The following is a 20239-nucleotide window of genomic DNA, read 5'->3' as shown; positions in this document are numbered from 1 at the left end:
TTTACTATTTTTTGTATCATTAAGGCGTTTTATTCTGATTTATAAACCTGCAAGAAATTAAACGTAATTTGGATTTAATTAGCCTTGTTCCTATTTAAAAAGCGCTTTAAACTATTTTCTCCCATGAATTGCTAAGGAAAAACCCATAATTCCTTTTAAAACATTCAATAAAAAAATAAAATATGATCCAAAATATAAAAGTCACTATGACTCATTTTTATGTGTACCAAAGGAGAACCAAATGGAAAATCGAGTTTTTTATCTTGCCTTGGGGGATTCTCTTACTGAGGGAGTGGGAGCTTCTGCGCATGACAAGTCATTTACATCCTTATTTTTTGATGCAATCAAACAAACAATTGAATGTGAGTACATGAATTATGGCAAATCAGCCAGGTGCAGCGGGGAATTGCTTGAATTTCTTACTGATTCCAAAATCCGCGATTTATTAAAGAGAGCAACTCATATTACGATTACTACTGGCGGAAACGATATGATTCGTGCCTACCGAAACAATGCAACTTTTTTAGAATATGTTCGAACGGTTCGATCGCTAGAGCAAAACTTGAAGCGTATACTCCAAAATATTACTGAAACGAATCCAAACTCGAAGATATTCTTAATGGGACTTTATAATCCGGGCCATACCGATCACAGCCTATATAACATGGCTAATTTATTAATTCAAAAGATAAACAAAGTATATGAGGAAACGGCAAAGCATTTTCGCGTAGAAACTATCAATCCAATGGGTTCTTTTTTAAACAAACCGCACCTTTTGGCAGATGAAGTTCATCCCAATGATTTAGGCTACAAGGTTTTAGCCAATTTATTTTTGAATAAATATCGGTCGATAAGTAATCTCTAAGTTAATTTGAAAGCATTGTAATTAATAAATGAGCCGTTTTGCCATCGGTCGAATCATAAAAATGAATAAGGATGAAAACGATATGAATCCAAACCTGCCATTCAAACCAGTCATCTTACTCATGATCGATACGTTGATGCCCAACCCGCTCGAAGTAGCTGTCCAAACCGGACATGCTCCTGCCCTGCAATTTTTGATGGAAAAGGGCATTTATATTTCAAATATGGTTAGTTCGTTTCCGACCATGTCCGTAACCATTGACAGCAGCCTTCTGACTGGTACTTATCCTGACAAACATCATATTCCGGGCCTAAATTGGTTTGATGTTTCAAACAATGAGATCATTAACTACGGAACGGGTTTCAGGGAAACGTTTAGGTTAGGGGCGGATCGGTTTATTTCAAATATGCTATACCGGCTTAATAACAATGATTTAAGCGGTGATGTGACGACGATTTATGAGGATTTGGCTCAAAAAGGGATCCCTTCCGCTTCGATTAATGCCTTTGTCTACCGTGGCAATACGCCGCAACGGTTACATTTTCCACGGATGCTTAGCTCGTTAACCCATGGAGATAGAGAGTGGACTACCGCAGCCACACCCATTTTCTCGTTAGGCTCTCTCTCCAAACTAAGACCATGGGGTTTCGTACCTCAAATATTTGTCGGTAATTATAAATTTTCAGCTCGGGAACTGCGACACCTAATTCGTAAGAATGAACTCCCGGGATTTACTTTATGTACATTTCAGGATCTCGACCTGCGCGTTCATTTTAAAGGACCTATGGATATAAAAGGCATCGCTCAAATGGATCGGGAAGTTCAAAAGATCTTAAATTTATATCCAAGCTGGGAAGAGGCACTTATCCGAAATGTATGGCTCGTTATGGGAGATAACGGTCATGCACCAATGGGCAGCAGGTATAATGACTTTATCATTGATTTACGTAAAATTTTTAAAAAATTTCGTATAGCCAGACTGCAACGTTCTGTTTGCGAAAAAGATCAGCTAGTTCTATGTGTTAATCAGCGGATGGCGTATATTTATGTATTGGACAAGAATCTTCCTTTGTCGGTGATAATCGAACGACTTAAACATGATCACCGTATTGATATTATTGCCTGGAAAAACGGCAGCTATATTTATGTCGAATCCGGCATGAGAGAAGGTTTATTGCACTATGGCCCCGGTGGGGAATATACCGATGAGTACAATCAGTTATGGAGCATTAAAGGAAATCCAGAGCTTATGGATCTGAGGCTGACAAATGATAAAAGGGTGACCTATGGGGATTATCCGGATGCATTAGCAAGGGTTTATGGCGCATTACATTCCCATCCCGGGCGTTTCATAGTGGTGAATGCCAAACCAGGCTGTGAATTTAAAGCCCAGTCAACGCCATTCCATCTTGGCGGATCCGCACACGGTTCATTACACAAACAGGAATCACTTGTTCCGCTCGTGATTGCAGGAACCGCGGTTACACCAAATTACCCGCGCATCGTGGATTTGAAAGAGTTTGTCCTTCGGTTGATTCTTCAACAATTCATGGATTAACAATCACCTGGGAAATCGATTTTTATGTTACGAATTTTTTTCGTCTCTAAATAGGGCTCACTCTTAGGCATATATGAACATAGGCTAATGTGACTCTATTATGAAAGGGAGAAATTTACATGAATAGTACTTTTTATCAATGGTCCGCCAGCCCTTTCCAAATGAATCGCAATTCTTATCGTGATCAGCAGCTAAAAACTTATACATTATCAATGCTGGCACCAGTTGTGCAATACGGTCTTTGGGAAGCCCAATTTACCTCTTATCATCATGCCATGACAGAAATAGCAGCGATAAGTTATTTAATGGGAAGAGGGTACGACCCGCAAACAGCCCGTCGGATTGTGGAATCGTGGGAAGTTAATGAGGTGTTTTAAAAAAGCTTAAGCGCACTTCCTTCATAAGGGTAGGCGCTTTATTTTTTTGTAATAACCAGAGTGCCTTGCAGGAGATAAAGAATCCCCATTCCTAAAATACCAGCTTCAAATAAGTTCCCTAACGCTCCTTTAGTTTGGAAGTAAACTCCGAGAAAACAAATACCGAGGGCGATGGAGTAAAAGATATAAAACTGTCTCCAGCCCTTGTTTTGGAGCCAAAATGGTCCAAAACAAGAAATACCTCCAAAAAGCAGGAGAAAGATAAGGGCTATTAGAAATAATTGCGTTGTTGCATGATCTATTCCTGAAGCAAACGCTTGGGATAATCCCATTCCCACCAATAACAGGTAGCCAAATCCAAGTGCAAGCAGAAGTGTTAAAATTCCAATGAAAATACCAAGGATCTTTGTATATCTGTATGTTTTCATCGCTATCCCTCTATTGGGTCTATCAGGGGGTCAGACCCCCTAATAGACAACCTCAATTTATTTACTCTTTTATAATATTTATTTCCTTTAAGATATTTAGTGTGATCGATTTAGCTTTCGATCCGCTTCCAGCCATATTCGTTGCAAAAACCCAGACCCCTTTATCAGTTTCAATATAACCGACATACCAGCCTAAACCATAATCAGAGAGGCGTGACCCGGTTTTTCCATGAAGAATATAGGTGTCAAATTCTTCGTTAATCATGATTCTTTTCACTGTTTTCAGATGCTGCTCATCAATCGGGAGGGTTTCCTCTACCAGATTTTCGATAAATTGAACTTGTTCTTGGGCGGAAATTTTCAAACTGCTGTCAAGCCAAAATTGATCGATGCCGCCACTTATATCCTGATTCCCATAGTTGAGCTGTTTCACATAGTTCGCCATGTTTTCATAACCGATATCACGGGCCATAGCCTGGTAGTACCATATGACAGAATGCCTCATCCCGGAAGCGAGGGTATGATCCCTATTCCAATCTTCAAATTCTCTCTCCACGCCGTCCCAGCGTTTAACATCATATTCATCACGGACTGCTTTTGTTTGTAGTCCGATTAAAGCATTCGCTATTTTAAAGGTCGACTCGGGAGTGTAACGCTCTTGACTTCTTTCCTTATTATAAACATAGACCTGATTTGTTTGCAGATTTTTAATAACAGTCGTACCATCTACACCTTCAAATAGTTCCTCAACCTCTAGCTCTTTTACTTGTTTTTCAGCACTAACCGGAATGGTGGCTGCAGATCCTGCTACTATAAGAAGAATAAGCAGCAGCCATAATTTTTTGAGTTTCATGGCAAAGCCTCCTAATTGGTTTTGAGTAATGTAGGCCTTCATTACTGTTTATTCAAAAATAGTTAACTAGATTTGATAGGTTCAAGTATACTTTCTCTTATAAACGAACGAAACCATGTTTTCAGGTGTCTGTACCCATACAGTTTGGAAGGGAATGGAAAAAATGAGGAAGTACGAAGAAATTATCATGTCTATAGAAAAGCGGGTAGAACAAGGTTTATTGGATTCTGGAAGTAAATTGCCTTCTATTCGAACCTTATCAGAAGAGCTATCCTGCAGTAAAAATACGGTCATAAAGGCTTACGAGGAAATGGAGAAAAATCATCTTATCTACTCAGTCCCTAAGAGCGGGTATTATGTGGTCGAGGGGAACCCTTTTCGTAAAAAAAGGAACTCAAAAGTGGATAAAATTGATTTCCTGTCAGCCGGTCCAGACCCCAAAAGTATGCCTTATCTCGACTTTAAACATTGCATTAATCAAGCGATTGAAAAATATAAAGAGGACATGTTCATTTATTCTGATATCCAAGGTCTTTATTCACTTAGGCTTGAGCTAGCCCGGCATTTACAAGATCTCCAGGTGTTTTCAGTGCCAGAAAGAATCTGTGTTGTAACAGGCTCTCAACAAGCCCTTCACCTTTTGATTTCACTACCTTTTCCAAATCGCAAGAAAAATATTTGTGTGGAGCAGCCTACTCATCCATCGATGATTGAATCATTAAAGTTTCAAAATGTAAACACGATAGGAATTGAGATTAATAAGGAAGGTATCGATTTTAAGCAGCTAGAAGATATCTTTAAACATCAAGACATCAAATTATTTTATACGGTTTCCCGATTTCAAAACCCTACTGGATATAGCTATTCAAATACCGAAAAGAAGAAGTTAGTAGAGTTGGCACAAAAATATGATGTCTATATTATTGAAGATGATTATATGGGGGATTTGGATCCAAATCTGAAGCAGGACCCGATGTTTGCCTTTGATCCATCCGGAAGGATCATTTATACAAAAAGCTTTTCAAAGGTGCTATTTCCGGGATTAAGACTCGGTTTGGCTGTTTTGCCTGAGGCCCTAATTCCTTTATTTTTGCAGGCCAAGTTTGCGGCTGATGTCCACACCCCCGTTCTTACACAGGGTGCACTTGAAATCTTTCTAAAAAGCGGGATGTATGATGCCCATATTAAAAAGATGAGAGACATGTACAGAAGAAAAGGAATGCTCATTCAGAAAGCATTTCGTGAGCATTTGCCTACTTCTGTTTCTTATTCAAAAATGGTTTCAGGTTTCTATTCGACACTTGAATTACCGCGGCCTTTAAAGGCAAAGCAGGTGATTGAGCGCCTGAAGGAAGAAAATCTATTTGTTGATGATGTCGGAAAAATGTTCTTACCTGAGTATCAAAAAGACAATATGTTAAGGCTTAGTGTCTCCCATGTAGAGGAGGATTTGATTGATATCGGGGTGAGAAAATTAGCGGATGTGATTAGGTCGTTGCTTTAGGGGGTCTATTAGAGGAGTAACACCTCCCTCTTTTTTATCAGATCTGCTATTTTTACCGGATTATTTTAATCGATTTCCAATTATTTAAGTTCATAGTGCAATCGATTCCTTTTTTCTAATAGAAACCAGCAGTAAATATGAGGGAAAATTAAGGAATTGTTAAAGTTTACCAATTAATGTGCAGAAATTTGCTCTAACGTGCAAAAAATTAATTTAACGTGCAAAAATCGTGTTTATCGTGCGAAAACATGCCATTAATGTGCAAAACAAAAAATTGACAAAATCAGGAATTTGCTATTTTTAAGTAACTTACTATCTCCCCTCCCGTCTAAGTAAATAAATGCTACTGATGGAGGAATTTGGTGAAAACATACAAAATACTTACTTTTACTCTTGGTCTGTGCCTAGTCCTATCAGCCTGCGGAACTTCTGATGAAGTTATAGGCGATACACCGAAATCTGAGGAAGAACCGGCGAACAAAAATGTTCAGGCGGGCCCTCATAACAATTCAGGGTGGGAGACGATTGAAATCGTTAGTAATCGGCCTATCATTACAAAATTAGAGCAGACTGCCACGGAAACTCCAAAAAGGGATCAAGTAATTAATGAATTAAAAGAATCAAAGGAGTTTAAAGAAGGTTTATACGGTAAACCATCGGATGAACTTTTAGAAGATTTATCTGTTCAGTGGGTTGAAGGTGATATCGTTACCCCCGTTATCGAAGAAATTTATGGTGGGCATGATGGTTTTTCAAAAGAGGGAGTTATCTTTTATGAAAATCAGACTTCTGGCGCAGATCAGGCAGGCTTTTGGATAGGGATTAAAAAGCCAGATGACCGCTTAAAGGAATTAGTAGATAGACTACAAGCAGAAGTGGATGCAGGAAGAATTAAAGCTGAATATATTTTTATATACTATTCTCCACACACATTGGCTGAAAATCATCAGCTTATGAATGAAGTGAATCAGGCTGTAAAAACATTTGTTGATCAGCATCACGCCCCAGATCGTGTTTCAGGAGGTGTAAGTGTGAACACGATTACTGGAGATATTGAGATTAGCCATAACTTTTTAACTGAAGTGCAAATAGAAAGTCTCAGGCAGCAATTTCCTGAGAGGCGGCTGGTTGCAGAGCAGGAAGGCAGGATGGTTCCAAAAGAAGGAGAGCCGGATACTTTTTATCCTGAGGAACCGTACACTAATCAGTTAACTAAAAAAGGATCATATGTAATGAAAATTGGTACAGATAGTATGCTTGTCGTGGATGCTGAGCCACAGGAATTTAGTTCTACTGAAGGAGTCGACGAGTTCTATTCTGCTATTACTTTCAATTTCCCGAATGCTTCTGAGAAATTAAAAGTTGGTCAAAGAGTTTTGGTTGAGGCTTCGGGTCCAATATTGGAATCCTACCCAGGTCAGGGAACAGCCCTATATGTAGAGGTCCTGCCGGAATATAAACCAGATGGGGCAGACCTCTCCGAATCACAGGTTGTCCAGGCTGTAATTCAAAAAGCAAAAGAAAACAGGATTGAAGGTACATTAGCGATTCGCGAGATAACTTATGATTCGAAAACGGATGCTTGGAAAGTCAGTATCAAACAAAATGATGAAGAAAACTATGACTTTGAGATCAATGATAAATAAAGGATTTTTACTATCTGGATTGTACGATTTAATCAGAGTAACTACAAGTTTAAAATAGAGGATAAAAAAATGATATTCCTCCAATCGAAGGTTGTCTTTTGAGAGTGTCTCTCTAATAAGGCAACCTTCTTAATTTATTGGCCTGTGCATATAAGGATCAAATGGACAAAAATATATAGTGTTTAAACAAAAAATGAAACAAAAATAATGTGGATACGTATATATTTACAAGAAGTAAAAAGGTAATTTTTCCTATTCAATACCATTAAAATGCAAGGTGAAGGAGGAAGTGAAGTGGGTGTCAATGTTTTATTAGGAATCCTTGCTGCTTATATCTTGTTATCAATTGCTCTATTGCCAATGCAATACAGGTATATAAAGGAATTAAAAGAGATGGATAAAAGACGTAAAGAACTTGAACTTAAACAAGATGAATACTTTGAGAAAATGAGTTTTGAAACGCAACAGCTGCATTTTCATGCACAGGGGAGCTTTTTGTTTATAGGAGCAAACCTAATGGCCGAGCTCTTATATAATTGGAAGCATAAAAAATAACGGATTTAACATTAGGGAGAAAGCAAAAGGATAGGGGCAAAATGGTTCTTATCCTTTTTTATGTGAATATACAATAAAAGCCCTTTACTTAAAAAAGCAGGAATATTTTATCATCAAGTCAAAATCATTGAGTAAAAGACTGGAGGTTAGCAGCATGTATCAAACAAGATGGGCTGAAAGAGAAGAACTGCTTCTCCTTGCAGAATATTGGTATAGAATGGCTTGTGAAATGGGGGCTATTGACGGGATTCCTGCCCCTGATTTGCAGCGGGTTGATCAGGTCAGGAATTTATTTTTAAAAGAATATGATTCTGGTAACCTCCTTTTTAGAGTGGCAATAGATCCAAAGGGGAAAATCGTATCATGTGCTGGTGGTCTCGTGCGAACGGAATACGCTTTTCCATTAAGTGAGGAACAAACTCCTTTTGGGTGGATTATATCGGTCTATACGGTTGAACAACACCGAAATAAGGGAGTAGCCCATTTATTAGTGGAAGAGGTTTGTGAGTGGCTAAAGGAAAAAGGAGCAAGACGGGCGAGACTTTGGTCAAGCTCGAGTGCGAGAAAGGTTTATGAAGATCTTGGTTTTACTTCGATGCTCGATATGGAAAAGCCATTAGTGTAATAAGGGAGGAGCAGAATGGACAAAATCCAAGCCGTTTTCGTTGACCGGGATGGTACCATCGGGGGAACGGGACATTTTATTCACCCGAAAGATTTTAGTCTTTATCCTTTTAGTATGGAGGCTTTGAAACTGTTAAAAAATCAAAATATCAAAATGTTCGCCTTTACCAATCAGAATCGGATTAGTAAAAATCAGGCTACCATTAGAGAATTTCAGGAACAGTTTCAGTCCTTTGGTTTTGACGATGCCTTCATCTGCCCTCATGGTCAGGATGCAGAGTGTAAGTGCCGTAAGCCAAAGCCAGGTCTTTTAATAGAAGCATCCCAAAAATATAATTTAGACTTATCCAAGTGTGCTGTTATTGGAGATGTCGGTTCAACAGATATGTTAGCTGCTCATGCAGTGGGGGCAATGAAAATTCTCGTCCAAACCGGATGGGGAAAGGGTTCACTTAGTGAGTATCGTTATACTTGGGCAGAAGTGGAACCTGATTATGTAGCCGAGAATCTTCTTGAAGCTGTTAGGTGGCTGAATCATCTTATAAACTAATGAAATGTTTGAAAGATTAACATCTTGGTTAATCTTTTTTTCTTTTGTGATAGGTTTTTGCTATTGATTTCGTATTAGATAGCAGAAGGAGGGATGGGTCATTGAAAATCACGGAGGATAATGTAGTCGAACAAATCATGAATCGAAATGAAAAAACGATTCCTTTTATTATCCATCAATATGGTGGTTTGCTGACTGCGATCATAAAACGTTATGTTCATAACAACCAGTAAGATTATGAGGAATGTCTGGACGATGTATTATTATCCGTATGGAATCATATCGATTCTTTTAATCCTGGTAAAAATTCATTTAAACACTGGATTGCTGCGATTGCAAAATATAAAGCGATTGACTACCAAAGGAGACAAATTACGATACATCATAAGCAATACTCGGTAGCAGATATAAATGAAACCCCAATTAATCTAACACAAGCTAAGGCACACGACAGAATCGAAGAAATACTTGGACAGCTGTCAGAAAGTGAACGTATGATTTTTGAAAAATATTATCTGGAAGGAACTCCTTCACGAGAAATAGCGAAAGAATTTAATGAAAAAGAGTCTTGGATATATAACAAGCTGTCGAGAGGGCGTAAGAAGCTTCGGAAATTTATAATCCAAAAGCATGAAGTGTAAGGAGTGAGAACATGTCAATTTATAATGATTTAAATGAGCTCAATTTAAACTTGGATGAATATAAAGAGCTAAACCTAACGGACTATGAGAAAAAGAAGTGGGGCAAGCGAGTCGTTAAAAAGCTCCATAAACAAAAACCAGCTCATTGGAAAAAGTACTCGGGGATTGCAGCTGCAGTTATAGTGGCAACAGGCATCTCCATTAACACAGGAATAGTATCTGTTGCAAACATGCCGTTCGTTGCAGGACTCATTGAAAAATATATTAGCAGTACCGAACATTTGGATTATGCCACGTATAAAACGAAGATTGGGCAGACAGCTGAAAATGAATACGGGAAAATGACTTTGAATGAGGTTTTAATTGATGGCGGACGGTTACTTATTAGTTCTACTTTTGAACCGGCTGAGGACGTTGATTTTAACTACCAAATGCATCCGCTTCCGAAAGTGCTGATTAATGGCCAGGATCTGGCATTATCAACTGGCGGCCAATCTGTTGAATTAAATGATAAGATGTTTACGATATATAATGATGTCGACATAAAAGAAATTCCTCTAGGGGAAACGATTCAATTCCATATTGAGTACACTCATTTGGACTTTGAAATTCCGATGGAACGCCCATGGATCTTCGATATCAACGTCCCAACAGAACAGGTTGCCGAGGCAAGTCAGACCATCCAGTTCAATCAAGAAATACAGATTGGAAATGGTCAGTTTATTCTTTTAGAAAAAATGATTGTGACCCCTATTTCGACCGTTCTTTATTATAATTGGCCTGAAGAGGCAGATCATATTGCTTTTAAAATTGTAAGTGAATCGGGCAGAGAGTTCCTGCCAAACTCTTCATCGATTACACCAGAAGGATCGAATAACCGATATCAATCTATTGATCTTAAAACAGAAAAGTATTATTTAGTACCTTATGAACAGTCTGTAAACCCTAATGTAGTTAATCCTGGTGATATCTCGGAAGAATTGATACCTATTAATCCTTAATACTTATGGGCGCTTTCAGTTGGTGAAGAAAGCGCCCATTTCATTATGGTCTTATAAAAACCCGAGTCCCAATCGGAACCGTCCTCGCCAGCTCCTCCACATCTCGGTTATGCAGCCTAATACATCCTCTCGATACAGCTTTTCCGATCGAGGAAGGATCATTCGTCCCATGGATACCATAATATTTTTTGGAAAGTGACATCCACATTGTTCCAAATGGTCCACCTGGATTAGGGGCTTTATTAATGATGACAAAATCCCCAACTGGTGTTTGATGCAGGATTCTCCCGACGGCGATCGGATAGGTTTTAACAACCGTTTGGTTCCTTCGCAATGTCAACGTGCGCTGGGAAGTCGAGACATGAATCGTGTAAGGAATCTGGTCAGGATTAGGCAGCCCTGGAATCAGAATGGCTTGCCCTACTCGAATCAGATTTGGATTGGTTATGTTATTAGCTCGCACAAGCGTTTGAAATGAAACACGGTAGTCTTCTGAAATCGACCATAATGTTTCTTGGGGTTTCACAATGTGATAGTACATGGCAGCCTCCCAAAACCTTCTTTGAATTACTTTATGAAAATAGAAGAGTTTTGGAAGCTAGTTCGGAGCGGTAGTGCTGAGTCCGGAAAAGCGTGTGCTGAGTCCGGAAAAGCGTGTGCTGAGTTCCGAAAAACCGGCGCTGAATTCCGAAAAACCGGTGCTGAGTTCCGAAAAACGGATACGGAGTTCCGAAATCCAGGTACTGAGTCCCAACATCTACTGCCAGTTCCAATAAAAACTAACTCTTAAATCACAATAGTCTCTTATAAGTCGCAAATTTTCCTGTCCTACTCCGTTTAACTTCGAATCTCCTTTTTCCGCTCAATCTTTGCAAAAGCACGATGCCCGATCCATGTAATCACAATTGCCAGAATACTTCCTGTAAATAATGGGATGATTCCTGGGATTAACCTTACAATCCAATACAATATGAAAAATGAGGCAACCATGAGGAGGGTCTCTATTGGTGACACAGCCGCAATTAAAAACGACTGTTTAATAGTCTGAAAGAATTTTAAATCAAAATGAACATAAACCACAAAGAAGTATAAAAGCGTGACGATATAAACAATTGCCAGAAAAATAAAGATGGGATACAGAAATACGAGCTGCCCTTCATTTAACTGCAGAAATATAAAATCGTAATATAACAGATACCCAGCGGCTAGAAAAAGAAGAGCGTACCCGTTTGCTTTGATAAATTCTCCCCGAAAGATACTCCAAAAGCATGAAAAGATGGCAAGCTCTTTTTCTCCATGGAACCATTTTCTTACGATCGTGAATATCGCAACGGTCGCGGGGAAGAGCCCAAACACCAATAATCCAAAAATCGAAAACAATATCCATAAAACATTTAAATAAGCAATTTTAACCATCCAAGTTGCGACTTGATTAAACCGATTCCAACCGTTCAAACTTTTTCCCCCTTTGATAGATTATGTTCCGCTCCTTTTATAGCCCTTGTCCGTCTTAAATCTTTCTAAGCCGTTATTTAAAGACACTTTAGAGACTTGTCTCTGATTGGAAAACGACATAGGATTATATATAGGCTACCTGAAAATTTTTACTATTTTGTCATTTCACCTCGTGCATGTCCTACATTTTACTATTTCTTTTCATTCTTTACCACCTAACGACTGGCACTACACGACCTGAAAGGGGGTAAACTTTAGTTCTTTTTATTATTCATAATTAAAAACATAAAATGAGAGGGGTTTTGTGAGTGAGAAAGCTTCAATTTCTTTTAATCTTGCTTTTAACAGCAGGGACACTGCTGGCTGGCTGCAGTCCAAATGAGGAAGCAGATGCCGATGGGGAAATCGGCGGTGAGATTACAGTATGGGCGCATCCATTCACTGGTAATGGAGATGTAGAAGGACAAATGTGGGAGGAAATTATTTCTGCGTTTGAAGAGGAATATGATGTGACAGTCAATTTCGAGCAAATTCCATGGTCTAACCGCGACCAAAAAATATTAACGGCCCTTGCTGCTAATAATGGTCCAGATGTCTTTTATGCAATCCCGGATCAGATGCCGCAATATGCAGATGCAGGGATGCTCTTGGAACTAGATCCATACTTAGAAGACTATGACTTAGATGATTTTGTCGACACAGCGCTTTTTGCTACACAGTGGGATGGCAAAACATATGGCCTTCCGATTTTACAAGAAGCATACACCTTCTTCTATAATACAGAGATTGTTGAAGCCATTGGAGAAGATCCTGCTAATCTTCCAACAACATGGGAAGAATTTGCAGATTGGGCTGAAAAAGCAAAGGAAAAAGGGTATTATGCCCTAAACTACTTAGGCGGCGGCTCCATGAATGGAACGCTCTATCCTTGGATTTGGCAAGCGGGCGGAGACGTTATTACCCAGGATAATGAAGTATTAATCAATTCACCAGAATCTGTTGAGGCATTTGAGTTTGTCAATAACATGTATCAAAAAGGCTGGATTCCGGAAGATTCCATAACCGCAATGGAACAGGATGCCCTTTGGGATGGCGGGCAAATAATGGCTACATTGGGATCCGGTATTACACTAAGTAATTTATTATCAAAAGATGTCATCGACTTTGTTATTGCTCCACCGCTTACAAACAGAGAGCAGCTCACGTATGGAACAACGGGAATGTTTGTCGTTCCATCCAATAGTGACAATAAAGCGACGGCTGCAGAATTTGTAAAGTTTATGACAAATACAGAAAGTCAAAAGAAATTTAATACGCTTACTCAGTATATTCCTACGAGGGAATCAGCGAAAGATATTTTCGGTGATCAGGAATTCTTAAATCAGCTTGCAGGGTATACGCAATATGCACTTCCAGGTGTCATTCATCCAATCGGACGCGATATCATGTTACCGATTCAGGCAGAAGTTCAAGCGATGATGGCAGGAGAGAAGTCTCCACAAGAAGCAGCTGATGCAGCCGCAGAAGCTATCAAAGCAAAATTAGGGCAATAAATAGAGAAAAAAAGAGTTTGACTCATATAGAAGGGGGTCGGACCCCGATTTGATGGGGTCAGACCCCTTACATATCTTCTAATGAAATAAGGTGATGACACTGATCAACAATCCGAAAATAGAAAATAAAGCTTTGATTTCGAAAAAGGTCAAATTGCCTTTAAAAGAGCGGATCAAGAAAGAGTGGAACCGTAATGCAATTGTTTATATTTTTTTAATTCCTGCATTGCTTCACTTTCTTGTGTTTCAGGTGATCCCCTTTACGTTCAGTTTTGTTCTCACTTTTATGGACTGGAGAGTCATTGGGACCTCTGAATTTGTTGGATTCAAGCATTGGGAGGCCTTTTTGAATGACAAGCTGGCCTGGAAGGCGATATGGAATACCGTATTATTTTCGATTTACTATATTATTCCTACCATGGCAATGGGGCTGATATTAGCCTTGATTATAAATTCAGGAATCCGGTTTTCTAAGATTTTTAAGGGGATCTTTTTTCTCCCTGTTGTCACTTCATTTGTCATCATTGCAGGGTTATGGGGCTGGTTATTTAGGGGAACCGAATCAGGTTTAATTAACTATCTGTTAGGTTTTATCGGGATTGACCCTCAATTATTCTTGGCAGACTCAGGTCAAGCCCTTATGGTACTTGCAGGCTTAAGTATCTTTAAGGTAAGCGGCAGTACAATGATCTATTATTTTGCGGGGCTGCAATCAATCCCGAAACAGTTATATGAAGCAGCGCGGATTGATGGGGCATCGCGTTCGAAAATTTTTTGGACGATCACGTTTCCGCTATTAAAACCGATTCATTTTTATGTAGCGATTATAACAACAATCGGTTCGTTTCAAGTATTTGATTCAGCCTACCTCCTTACTGGCGGCGGGCCCAATTACTCGACGACCACAATCGTGTACTATTTGTACGAGCAAGGCTTCACGTCTCTTAACTTAAGCTACGCTTCCGTTTTATCTTATGTTTTATTCTTTATTATTTTAGCGATCTCGCTGATTCAAAGAAAATACTTAGGTAAAGATACACCAATTTTCTAGTGCTTTTAGAAAGTATAAAATTTTAGCAAAGAGGCGGATTCGACGTAGTGAAAATTTTTAGGAATAAAGTATAAGTGCAACTGCGCCGCTGTCTTCGCCTTGAGAAGGCTTGCCAATCGGCTTAGTTTTCTTTACCTGCTAGATTTGCAGAAAGGGGTTTGATCACTTGGTAAAACGGATTTTTTCATATACAGTGCTAGCTCTGTTTAGCTTTTGCTTTCTCCTGCCGTTTTTGATCATGGCTCTGGGTTCCTTTAAGGATGTCCAATACGCCTTACTCGATCCATTGTTTTGGATCCCGGATAATCCTACGTGGAAAAACTATATTTATATTTTCAATGACGGATTATTTATTCGCTGGATCTTTAACTCGATCGTGATTACGGTTATTCCGGTGCTTAGTCAAATGCTGTTTTGTGCGATATTAGGCTATATTTTTGCGAAAAAGAAATTTTGGGGCAGAGAAGTGATATTTTGGGTTTTTATGGCGGTCATCATGATACCGCAGCAATTGCTTATTATACCAAAGTATATTATGTTTGCTGATTTTGGCTGGATCAATACGTATTGGTCTTTAATTGTTCCCGAATTATGGGGAATCATGGGTGTATTTTTAGTAAGGCAATTCCTGCAGAATATCCCTAATGACATGGAAGAAGCCGCTTATATGGACGGGGCGAACGATATTCAAATTTTCCTAAAGGTGATATTGCCTTTATCATTACCGGTCATTGCGACAGTCGGAACCTTTTCCTTTATTTCGAACTGGAATGATTTATTCCAGCCGCTGATTTACATGACAAATGAAAAAATGTTTCCAGTAACCGTTGGATTAGCCTCCCTTCTTGGGAAGGAAGGAAACTTTGGCATTGAAATGGCTGGATCGACGATATCTTTTATCCCGACATTCTTAATTTTCTTGTTCTTCCAGCGTTATTTCACAGAGGGTATCCAACTGTCTGGCTTAAAATAAACAAGGCAGGAAGAGAAGATGAAAGATTTAAAAATCGGAATGATTGGTTTAGATACCTCGCATTCGATCGCCTTTACAAGACTATTAAATGATACAAGTGATCCTCATTGGGTGGAAGGCGGAAAAGTCGTGATTGCTTACCCCGGTGGATCTGAAGATTTTGAGTTAAGCTGGTCACGGGTAAAAGGATTTACAAAAGAAATGAAGACTCGTTTCGGAGTTAAAATCGCAGATTCCGTCGTACAGGTAGCTGCTGAAAGTGATGCGATCTTACTGGAGTCAGCAGATGGCAGGAAACACTTTGAACAACTGGGTTCTATTGTCTCTTGCCAAAAGCCCATTTTTATTGACAAACCTTTTTGTTTGAGCAGCCAAGAGGCATACGAGATGCAACAGTTGAGCTTAACCTATCAAACTCCCATATTTAGCTGCTCAGCTCTCCGTTTTGCACAAAACCTAACACAGATTCTTTCTCAGCAAGATACCGGTAGAGCGGCAGGAGCAGATTGCTTTGGACCTTTAGAATTTGTTGATACACAGCCAGGGTACTTTTGGTATGGGATCCATACGATTGAAATGTTGTTTGCCATATTAGGCAGAGACGTACACTCGGTTCAAGTATTTGAATCGGAAGACCATGATTTTCTTATGGCAAGATGGAGGGACGGAAGAATTGGAACCATTCGGGGTGATAAAAAAGGGAAGCTTCCCTTCTGTGCCTCGATTCATTTTGAATCAGGACATAAATATGTGAATGCCAGTCAAAGTCACACACCTTATTATGCTTCCCTTTTACAACAAATTATAGGATTCTTTCAAGATCACATTCCGAGAGTACCAGTGAACGAAACGATTGAAATTATCCGTTTCATTGAAGCTGCCAATAAAAGTAAGAGTACTGGAAAAGCGGTTCAATTAGGATAAGAGATTAAGTTATTTAGCTATTTCATCCATAATAAAGCTCAGCCGGTAGATGCGGCGTGGGCGTCCCTTATAGGTGATTTTTTCTTCACCGACAATGTCAACGATTTCCGCATCCATCCATTTTAGCAATATCCGGTGAGCACTGCGAATCGTGATGTTAAGGGTGGACGCTAATTCTTGTGCAGTATAATCATATTTTTTATGACGGGCAACCCTGGCCATTAACTTTGTCATATAAGCAGCAGACATTCCAGCTTTTTCAGCTTTTTCCAGCAGCTGTGCATCTGTAATCGATAAATCGTATTGTTCGTATTGGGTATCTGTTGTGATATCAACAGGCCCAAGTACACTTTTATCTTCACGAACGATGTAGCACACGTTACCGCCTAATTCTTTTGCCTGACCTAATGCAAGACGTGCATGGCTTCCTGCTTCAGAAGCTGTTCTGCCAAAGCCGACTCCAACGCTAAGGGTAATTCCCATTTTATTGTTAGCTTCCTGAAGCAATGGAATAAATTTGTATCCCCTTGTCTCACGTTCAAAAATACCACGGGTCGTGATAAAGGAGTATTCCTTGCCGCCTAAGCTGATTAAATGGCCATCTAACTGTTTAATGTAATCTAATAGCATCTGTTGGATTTGTAATTTGAGCAGTTGAACATCGTGTTCAGAAGGATAGCCCTCAATCAGTTTTTTAAAATTATCGACGTCAATTAGTCCAAAAACAATTTGCGACTCTTTGTTTCTTCGAGTATTAGTGGCTAGTAAAGCTCGTTCCAGCGATACAATCATATCCTGGTTCGTCGGCGTGACCCATTCATTTGGAATGTTCATTTCCGTTAATTTGATCGATACCTCTTGGATCCCAGTGAGGGCAATGGAACCATCATGCTGATGGTTATGGATGTGGAATTTGATTATGTCGCTAATCATCGGAGCTTTCGTACTGCTTTTAAAAACATTTACTTCATAATGTTCTTCCTGCAGTTCGTGCAGAATTTGCTCTACATATTTGCGGTCGATCGTATCAATGGAAAGGCGTTTTAAACCATAGCTGTTTTTTACCATAAAAAGAGAACGGTACAGACCAGTCCCCATTAAAGGTACATAGTGAACGGGAATCGGGAAGTCTAGCGTTTGTTTGGCAAGATTATAAAGATGATACTCGGTAAACATTAACACATCAACGTCATGCATTAGTTCACTTGCGACGTCTGTAATAACGCTCTCGGGAGTAACGGTTGAGAAGATAGGTTTAAAATTTGGAAATGACTTCAGCGTATACTTTATTTTTTGAATCAAAGCTTCTGGACCAATGACCCCAATGGTAATTTCTGAAAGATCCTTGTCTCCATGATTCATTTGCATTTCCGATCAACTCCTTTGAATAGACACAATAAAGACACGTCCCTTAGTAGATATATTATAGTTGGATGGATAAATTGTCAAAATAGTTAAAATATAGGACGCTATTAAGTTCTTTTGACATTAAAAGACCCTTTAAAGACTTGTCTTTTAATAGGCAGGTTCATAAAATGTAAGGTAATTATTCGCAATATTCTGTCTCAGTTTAAAAGTGTTATAGATTTCAGATAAGGAGTGGTGAAATGAAAAACGTTGCAGAGTTAGAAGAATTTATGACAACACCGTCTGATCGGCTTATAAAGGACCTTCAATCTTTAGATGGTGACATCATGATTTTAGGGGTTGGAGGGAAAATGGGACCGACCTTAGCGAAATTGACTAAGCGAGCAGTCGATCATGCGAAGTTAAAAAAACGTGTAATAGGTGTTTCACGGTTTTCATCAGGAACGCTTGATAAGGAATTGAAAGATTTCGGGATTGAAACGGTTGCTGCCGATTTATTGGATGAAAACTCACTCCAGTCATTACCGAATATTAAAAACATAATTTATATGGCAGGGAATAAATTTGGAACTGTTGGAAATGAACACTACACATGGGCGATGAATACATACCTGCCTGGAAGGATTGCCGAGAAATTTTCGGATTCGCGGATTGTTGCTTTTTCAACTGGAAATGTCTATCCATTAACCCGGGTGGTCAGCAATAACAGTTCTGAAGAAAAAGAGGTAAACCCGATTGGCGAATATGCTCAGTCTTGTTTAGGAAGAGAGAGGATCCTCACCTATTTTTCGAGAAAAAACAGCACGCCTATGCTCTTATTCCGCTTAAATTATGCGATTGATCTCCGATATGGCGTGTTGCTGGAAATCGCGAGACAAGTAGCAGAAGAGGAGCTAATAGATTTAACAATGGGCAATGTCAATGTCATCTGGCAAGGAGATGCCAATGAATTTGCGATTCGTTCCTTACTGCATTGTCAATCACCGCCTAAAATCCTAAATATAACAGGTCCTGAAACACTATCAGTCCGCTGGCTGGCAGAGCAGTTTGGCAAACGATTTGGAAAGAAGCCTCAATTTATCAACGAAGAGGATGATTTGGCGTTATTAAATAATGCGTCGAGAGCTCATCAATTATTTGGCTATCCAAAGGTATCTGTCCAGCACATGATTCAAATGATATCTGAATGGGTGATGAATGATGGCGTTACCCATAATAAACCTACCCATTTTCAAGAGCGTGAAGGGGTATTTTAATGATGGATGCTGCTATCAAAAAAAGGTTGTTTGAAGGGACAGTCATTCCGGCCCATCCGTTAGCCCTGACCAGTGAGCGCAAGCTGGATGAGAGAGGACAGCGTGCGCTTACCAGATACTACATTGATGCAGGGGTCGGGGGAGTAGCGGTTGGGGTACATACGACACAATTTGAAATCCGTGATCCGAAATTTAACCTGTTTGAGAAAGTGTTATCGATCGCAATGGAAGAAATAAAAAAAGCAAACCAGCCAGATTTTATAAAAGTAGCTGGTATTTGCGGTCCTGCCGATCAAGCCATAAAAGAAGCCATATTTGCCAAGGAAATCGGATATGACTTAGGGCTGCTCAGTATGGGCGGATTAGAGGAATTATCGGAGAGCCAATTGATTCAAAGAACTGAAAAAATTGCAGGGATCATTCCCGTTTTTGGTTTTTATCTTCAGCCTTCTGTAGGAGGCCGGGTTTTATCCTATGAATTCTGGAAGCAGCTTGCAAGTTTACCCAATGTCTATGCGATTAAAATTGCCCCCTTTAACCGCTACCAAACATTAGATGTGGTAAGAGCTGTTGCCCATTCAGACAGACGTGATGAAATTGCGCTTTATACAGGTAATGACGATAACATTGTCAACGACCTGCTGACTGCTTATCGGATTAAAGTAGGTGATCAGCTTGTCGAAAAGAGGATTGTCGGAGGTCTTTTGGGCCACTGGTCAGTTTGGACGAAACGGGTTGTTGAACTGTTCGAAGAGATTAAAGCTGCTCGGGAACAAGATTATATTCCTAGTAAATTATTAACAGTAGGTCAAGAAATAACTGATGCTAATGGAGCATTTTTTGACGCAAAACACCAATTTAAAGGAAGTATTGCCGGAATTAACGAAGTATTAGCTAGGCAAGGAATCCTGCAGGGGAATTGGTGCCTGCTTGAAAGGGAAAAGTTAAGTCTCGGCCAATCAGAGGAAATTGGTCGAGTATATGAACAGTATCCTCATTTGCATGATGATGAATTTGTTAAAGCCCAATTAAACAAATGGCTCCAAAATTAAAAGGA

The 20239-nt window shown here is 39.4% G+C and carries 20 protein-coding genes and 1 pseudogene; 16 read left to right on the top strand and 5 right to left on the bottom strand.

What is annotated here, in order from left to right; all coding sequences use genetic code 11:
• Positions 1 to 241: 241 nt before the first annotated feature.
• From CRO56_RS14590 to CRO56_RS14580, 3 genes are all read left to right on the top strand, one after another.
• Entirely contained in the window at positions 242 to 865 is a 624-nt protein-coding gene (locus CRO56_RS14590) for a GDSL-type esterase/lipase family protein (RefSeq protein WP_097159351.1), read from the top strand.
• 82 nt (positions 866 to 947) lie between these two features.
• Entirely contained in the window at positions 948 to 2423 is a 1476-nt protein-coding gene (locus CRO56_RS14585; protein WP_097159350.1) for an alkaline phosphatase family protein, read from the top strand.
• A gap of 119 nt (positions 2424 to 2542) precedes the next feature.
• A complete protein-coding gene (locus tag CRO56_RS14580; RefSeq protein ID WP_425427212.1) occupies positions 2543 to 2800 on the top strand; it encodes a hypothetical protein in 258 nt (85 codons plus the stop codon).
• 38 nt (positions 2801 to 2838) lie between these two features.
• Here CRO56_RS14580 and CRO56_RS14575 read toward each other — a convergent pair whose 3' ends face one another.
• Together CRO56_RS14575 and blaOXA are read right to left on the bottom strand one after the other, a co-directional pair.
• Complete coding sequence (locus CRO56_RS14575; protein ID WP_097159349.1) at positions 2839 to 3228, bottom strand: hypothetical protein; 390 nt, start codon at positions 3226 to 3228, stop codon at positions 2839 to 2841.
• A 61-nt stretch (positions 3229 to 3289) separates the two neighbouring features.
• Positions 3290 to 4081: a class D beta-lactamase gene (gene blaOXA / locus CRO56_RS14570; RefSeq protein WP_097159348.1), complete on the bottom strand. Its 792-nt coding sequence runs from the start codon at positions 4079 to 4081 to the stop codon at positions 3290 to 3292.
• Between the two features lie 163 nt (positions 4082 to 4244).
• Here blaOXA and CRO56_RS14565 point away from each other — a divergent pair, with 163 nt between their 5' ends.
• The 7 genes and pseudogenes from CRO56_RS14565 to CRO56_RS14535 all read left to right on the top strand — a co-directional run bounded on the left by CRO56_RS14565 (position 4245) and on the right by CRO56_RS14535 (position 10602).
• Positions 4245 to 5585 carry an aminotransferase-like domain-containing protein gene (locus CRO56_RS14565; protein ID WP_097159347.1) on the top strand — a complete coding sequence of 447 codons (1341 nt, stop codon included), beginning with the start codon at positions 4245 to 4247 and terminating at the stop codon, positions 5583 to 5585.
• A 362-nt stretch (positions 5586 to 5947) separates the two neighbouring features.
• Positions 5948 to 7231 (top strand): DUF3221 domain-containing protein, encoded by a 1284-nt coding sequence (locus CRO56_RS14560; RefSeq protein WP_097159346.1) that lies wholly within the window; start codon positions 5948 to 5950, stop codon positions 7229 to 7231.
• Between the two features lie 294 nt (positions 7232 to 7525).
• Positions 7526 to 7786, top strand: a complete 261-nt coding sequence (locus CRO56_RS14555) for a DUF3949 domain-containing protein (protein ID WP_097159345.1) — start codon at positions 7526 to 7528, stop codon at positions 7784 to 7786.
• Between the two features lie 154 nt (positions 7787 to 7940).
• Positions 7941 to 8411: a GNAT family N-acetyltransferase gene (locus CRO56_RS14550; protein WP_245855899.1), complete on the top strand. Its 471-nt coding sequence runs from the start codon at positions 7941 to 7943 to the stop codon at positions 8409 to 8411.
• A 15-nt stretch (positions 8412 to 8426) separates the two neighbouring features.
• Positions 8427 to 8960, top strand: a complete 534-nt coding sequence (locus CRO56_RS14545; RefSeq protein WP_097159344.1) for an HAD-IIIA family hydrolase — start codon at positions 8427 to 8429, stop codon at positions 8958 to 8960.
• 101 nt (positions 8961 to 9061) lie between these two features.
• Positions 9062 to 9601: pseudogene (locus CRO56_RS14540) on the top strand (sigma-70 family RNA polymerase sigma factor).
• An 11-nt stretch (positions 9602 to 9612) separates the two neighbouring features.
• Positions 9613 to 10602 (top strand): DUF4179 domain-containing protein, encoded by a 990-nt coding sequence (locus CRO56_RS14535; protein ID WP_097159343.1) that lies wholly within the window; start codon positions 9613 to 9615, stop codon positions 10600 to 10602.
• 43 nt (positions 10603 to 10645) lie between these two features.
• Here the strand turns inward: CRO56_RS14535 and CRO56_RS14530 are convergent, their stop codons facing one another.
• Complete coding sequence (locus CRO56_RS14530; RefSeq protein WP_097159342.1) at positions 10646 to 11143, bottom strand: L,D-transpeptidase family protein; 498 nt, start codon at positions 11141 to 11143, stop codon at positions 10646 to 10648.
• A gap of 296 nt (positions 11144 to 11439) precedes the next feature.
• Positions 11440 to 12057, bottom strand: coding sequence for a YesL family protein (locus CRO56_RS14520; protein WP_097159340.1), 618 nt, complete (start codon positions 12055 to 12057; stop codon positions 11440 to 11442).
• A gap of 308 nt (positions 12058 to 12365) precedes the next feature.
• Between CRO56_RS14520 and CRO56_RS14515 the strand changes: the two genes are divergently transcribed.
• From CRO56_RS14515 to CRO56_RS14500, 4 genes are all read left to right on the top strand, one after another.
• The gene (locus CRO56_RS14515; RefSeq protein WP_097159339.1) at positions 12366 to 13610 is read left to right on the top strand and encodes a sugar ABC transporter substrate-binding protein; all 1245 of its coding nucleotides are present in this window, start codon (positions 12366 to 12368) and stop codon (positions 13608 to 13610) included.
• A 94-nt stretch (positions 13611 to 13704) separates the two neighbouring features.
• Positions 13705 to 14661, top strand: a complete 957-nt coding sequence (locus tag CRO56_RS14510; protein ID WP_097159338.1) for a carbohydrate ABC transporter permease — start codon at positions 13705 to 13707, stop codon at positions 14659 to 14661.
• Positions 14662 to 14827: 166 nt separating this feature from the next.
• Positions 14828 to 15634 carry a carbohydrate ABC transporter permease gene (locus CRO56_RS14505; RefSeq protein WP_097159337.1) on the top strand — a complete coding sequence of 269 codons (807 nt, stop codon included), beginning with the start codon at positions 14828 to 14830 and terminating at the stop codon, positions 15632 to 15634.
• Positions 15635 to 15652: 18 nt separating this feature from the next.
• A complete protein-coding gene (locus CRO56_RS14500; RefSeq protein ID WP_097159336.1) occupies positions 15653 to 16558 on the top strand; it encodes a Gfo/Idh/MocA family oxidoreductase in 906 nt (301 codons plus the stop codon).
• 9 nt (positions 16559 to 16567) lie between these two features.
• Here the strand turns inward: CRO56_RS14500 and CRO56_RS14495 are convergent, their stop codons facing one another.
• Positions 16568 to 17926, bottom strand: a complete 1359-nt coding sequence (locus CRO56_RS14495; protein WP_097159335.1) for a GGDEF domain-containing protein — start codon at positions 17924 to 17926, stop codon at positions 16568 to 16570.
• 239 nt (positions 17927 to 18165) lie between these two features.
• Here CRO56_RS14495 and CRO56_RS14490 point away from each other — a divergent pair, with 239 nt between their 5' ends.
• Together CRO56_RS14490 and CRO56_RS14485 are read left to right on the top strand one after the other, a co-directional pair.
• Positions 18166 to 19182, top strand: coding sequence for an NAD-dependent epimerase/dehydratase family protein (locus CRO56_RS14490; protein WP_097159334.1), 1017 nt, complete (start codon positions 18166 to 18168; stop codon positions 19180 to 19182).
• Positions 19182 to 20234, top strand: a complete 1053-nt coding sequence (locus CRO56_RS14485; RefSeq protein WP_179714293.1) for a dihydrodipicolinate synthase family protein — start codon at positions 19182 to 19184, stop codon at positions 20232 to 20234. The genes CRO56_RS14490 and CRO56_RS14485 overlap by 1 nt, the downstream gene beginning before the upstream one ends.
• The last annotated feature ends 5 nt before the right edge of the window (positions 20235 to 20239 follow it).

This window comes from Bacillus oleivorans (assembly GCF_900207585.1).
Classification (GTDB): domain Bacteria; phylum Bacillota; class Bacilli; order Bacillales; family JC228; genus Bacillus_BF; species Bacillus_BF oleivorans.
Note: the sequence above shows the minus strand (reverse complement) of the source record. Positions and strands in the feature narration are given on the sequence as shown.

Coding starts and splice junctions, on each gene's coding strand:
- CRO56_RS14535 (WP_097159343.1), top strand. CDS start 9,613: ATGTCAATTTATAATGATTTAAATGAGCTCAATTTAAACTTGGATGAA.
- CRO56_RS14585 (WP_097159350.1), top strand. CDS start 948: ATGAATCCAAACCTGCCATTCAAACCAGTCATCTTACTCATGATCGAT.
- CRO56_RS14590 (WP_097159351.1), top strand. CDS start 242: ATGGAAAATCGAGTTTTTTATCTTGCCTTGGGGGATTCTCTTACTGAG.
- CRO56_RS14500 (WP_097159336.1), top strand. CDS start 15,653: ATGAAAGATTTAAAAATCGGAATGATTGGTTTAGATACCTCGCATTCG.
- CRO56_RS14545 (WP_097159344.1), top strand. CDS start 8,427: ATGGACAAAATCCAAGCCGTTTTCGTTGACCGGGATGGTACCATCGGG.
- CRO56_RS14550 (WP_245855899.1), top strand. CDS start 7,941: ATGTATCAAACAAGATGGGCTGAAAGAGAAGAACTGCTTCTCCTTGCA.
- CRO56_RS14485 (WP_179714293.1), top strand. CDS start 19,182: ATGATGGATGCTGCTATCAAAAAAAGGTTGTTTGAAGGGACAGTCATT.
- blaOXA (WP_097159348.1), bottom strand. CDS start 4,081: ATGAAACTCAAAAAATTATGGCTGCTGCTTATTCTTCTTATAGTAGCA.
- CRO56_RS14510 (WP_097159338.1), top strand. CDS start 13,705: ATGACACTGATCAACAATCCGAAAATAGAAAATAAAGCTTTGATTTCG.
- CRO56_RS14490 (WP_097159334.1), top strand. CDS start 18,166: ATGAAAAACGTTGCAGAGTTAGAAGAATTTATGACAACACCGTCTGAT.
- CRO56_RS14575 (WP_097159349.1), bottom strand. CDS start 3,228: ATGAAAACATACAGATATACAAAGATCCTTGGTATTTTCATTGGAATT.
- CRO56_RS14565 (WP_097159347.1), top strand. CDS start 4,245: ATGAGGAAGTACGAAGAAATTATCATGTCTATAGAAAAGCGGGTAGAA.
- CRO56_RS14495 (WP_097159335.1), bottom strand. CDS start 17,926: ATGCAAATGAATCATGGAGACAAGGATCTTTCAGAAATTACCATTGGG.
- CRO56_RS14580 (WP_425427212.1), top strand. CDS start 2,543: ATGAATAGTACTTTTTATCAATGGTCCGCCAGCCCTTTCCAAATGAAT.
- CRO56_RS14530 (WP_097159342.1), bottom strand. CDS start 11,143: ATGTACTATCACATTGTGAAACCCCAAGAAACATTATGGTCGATTTCA.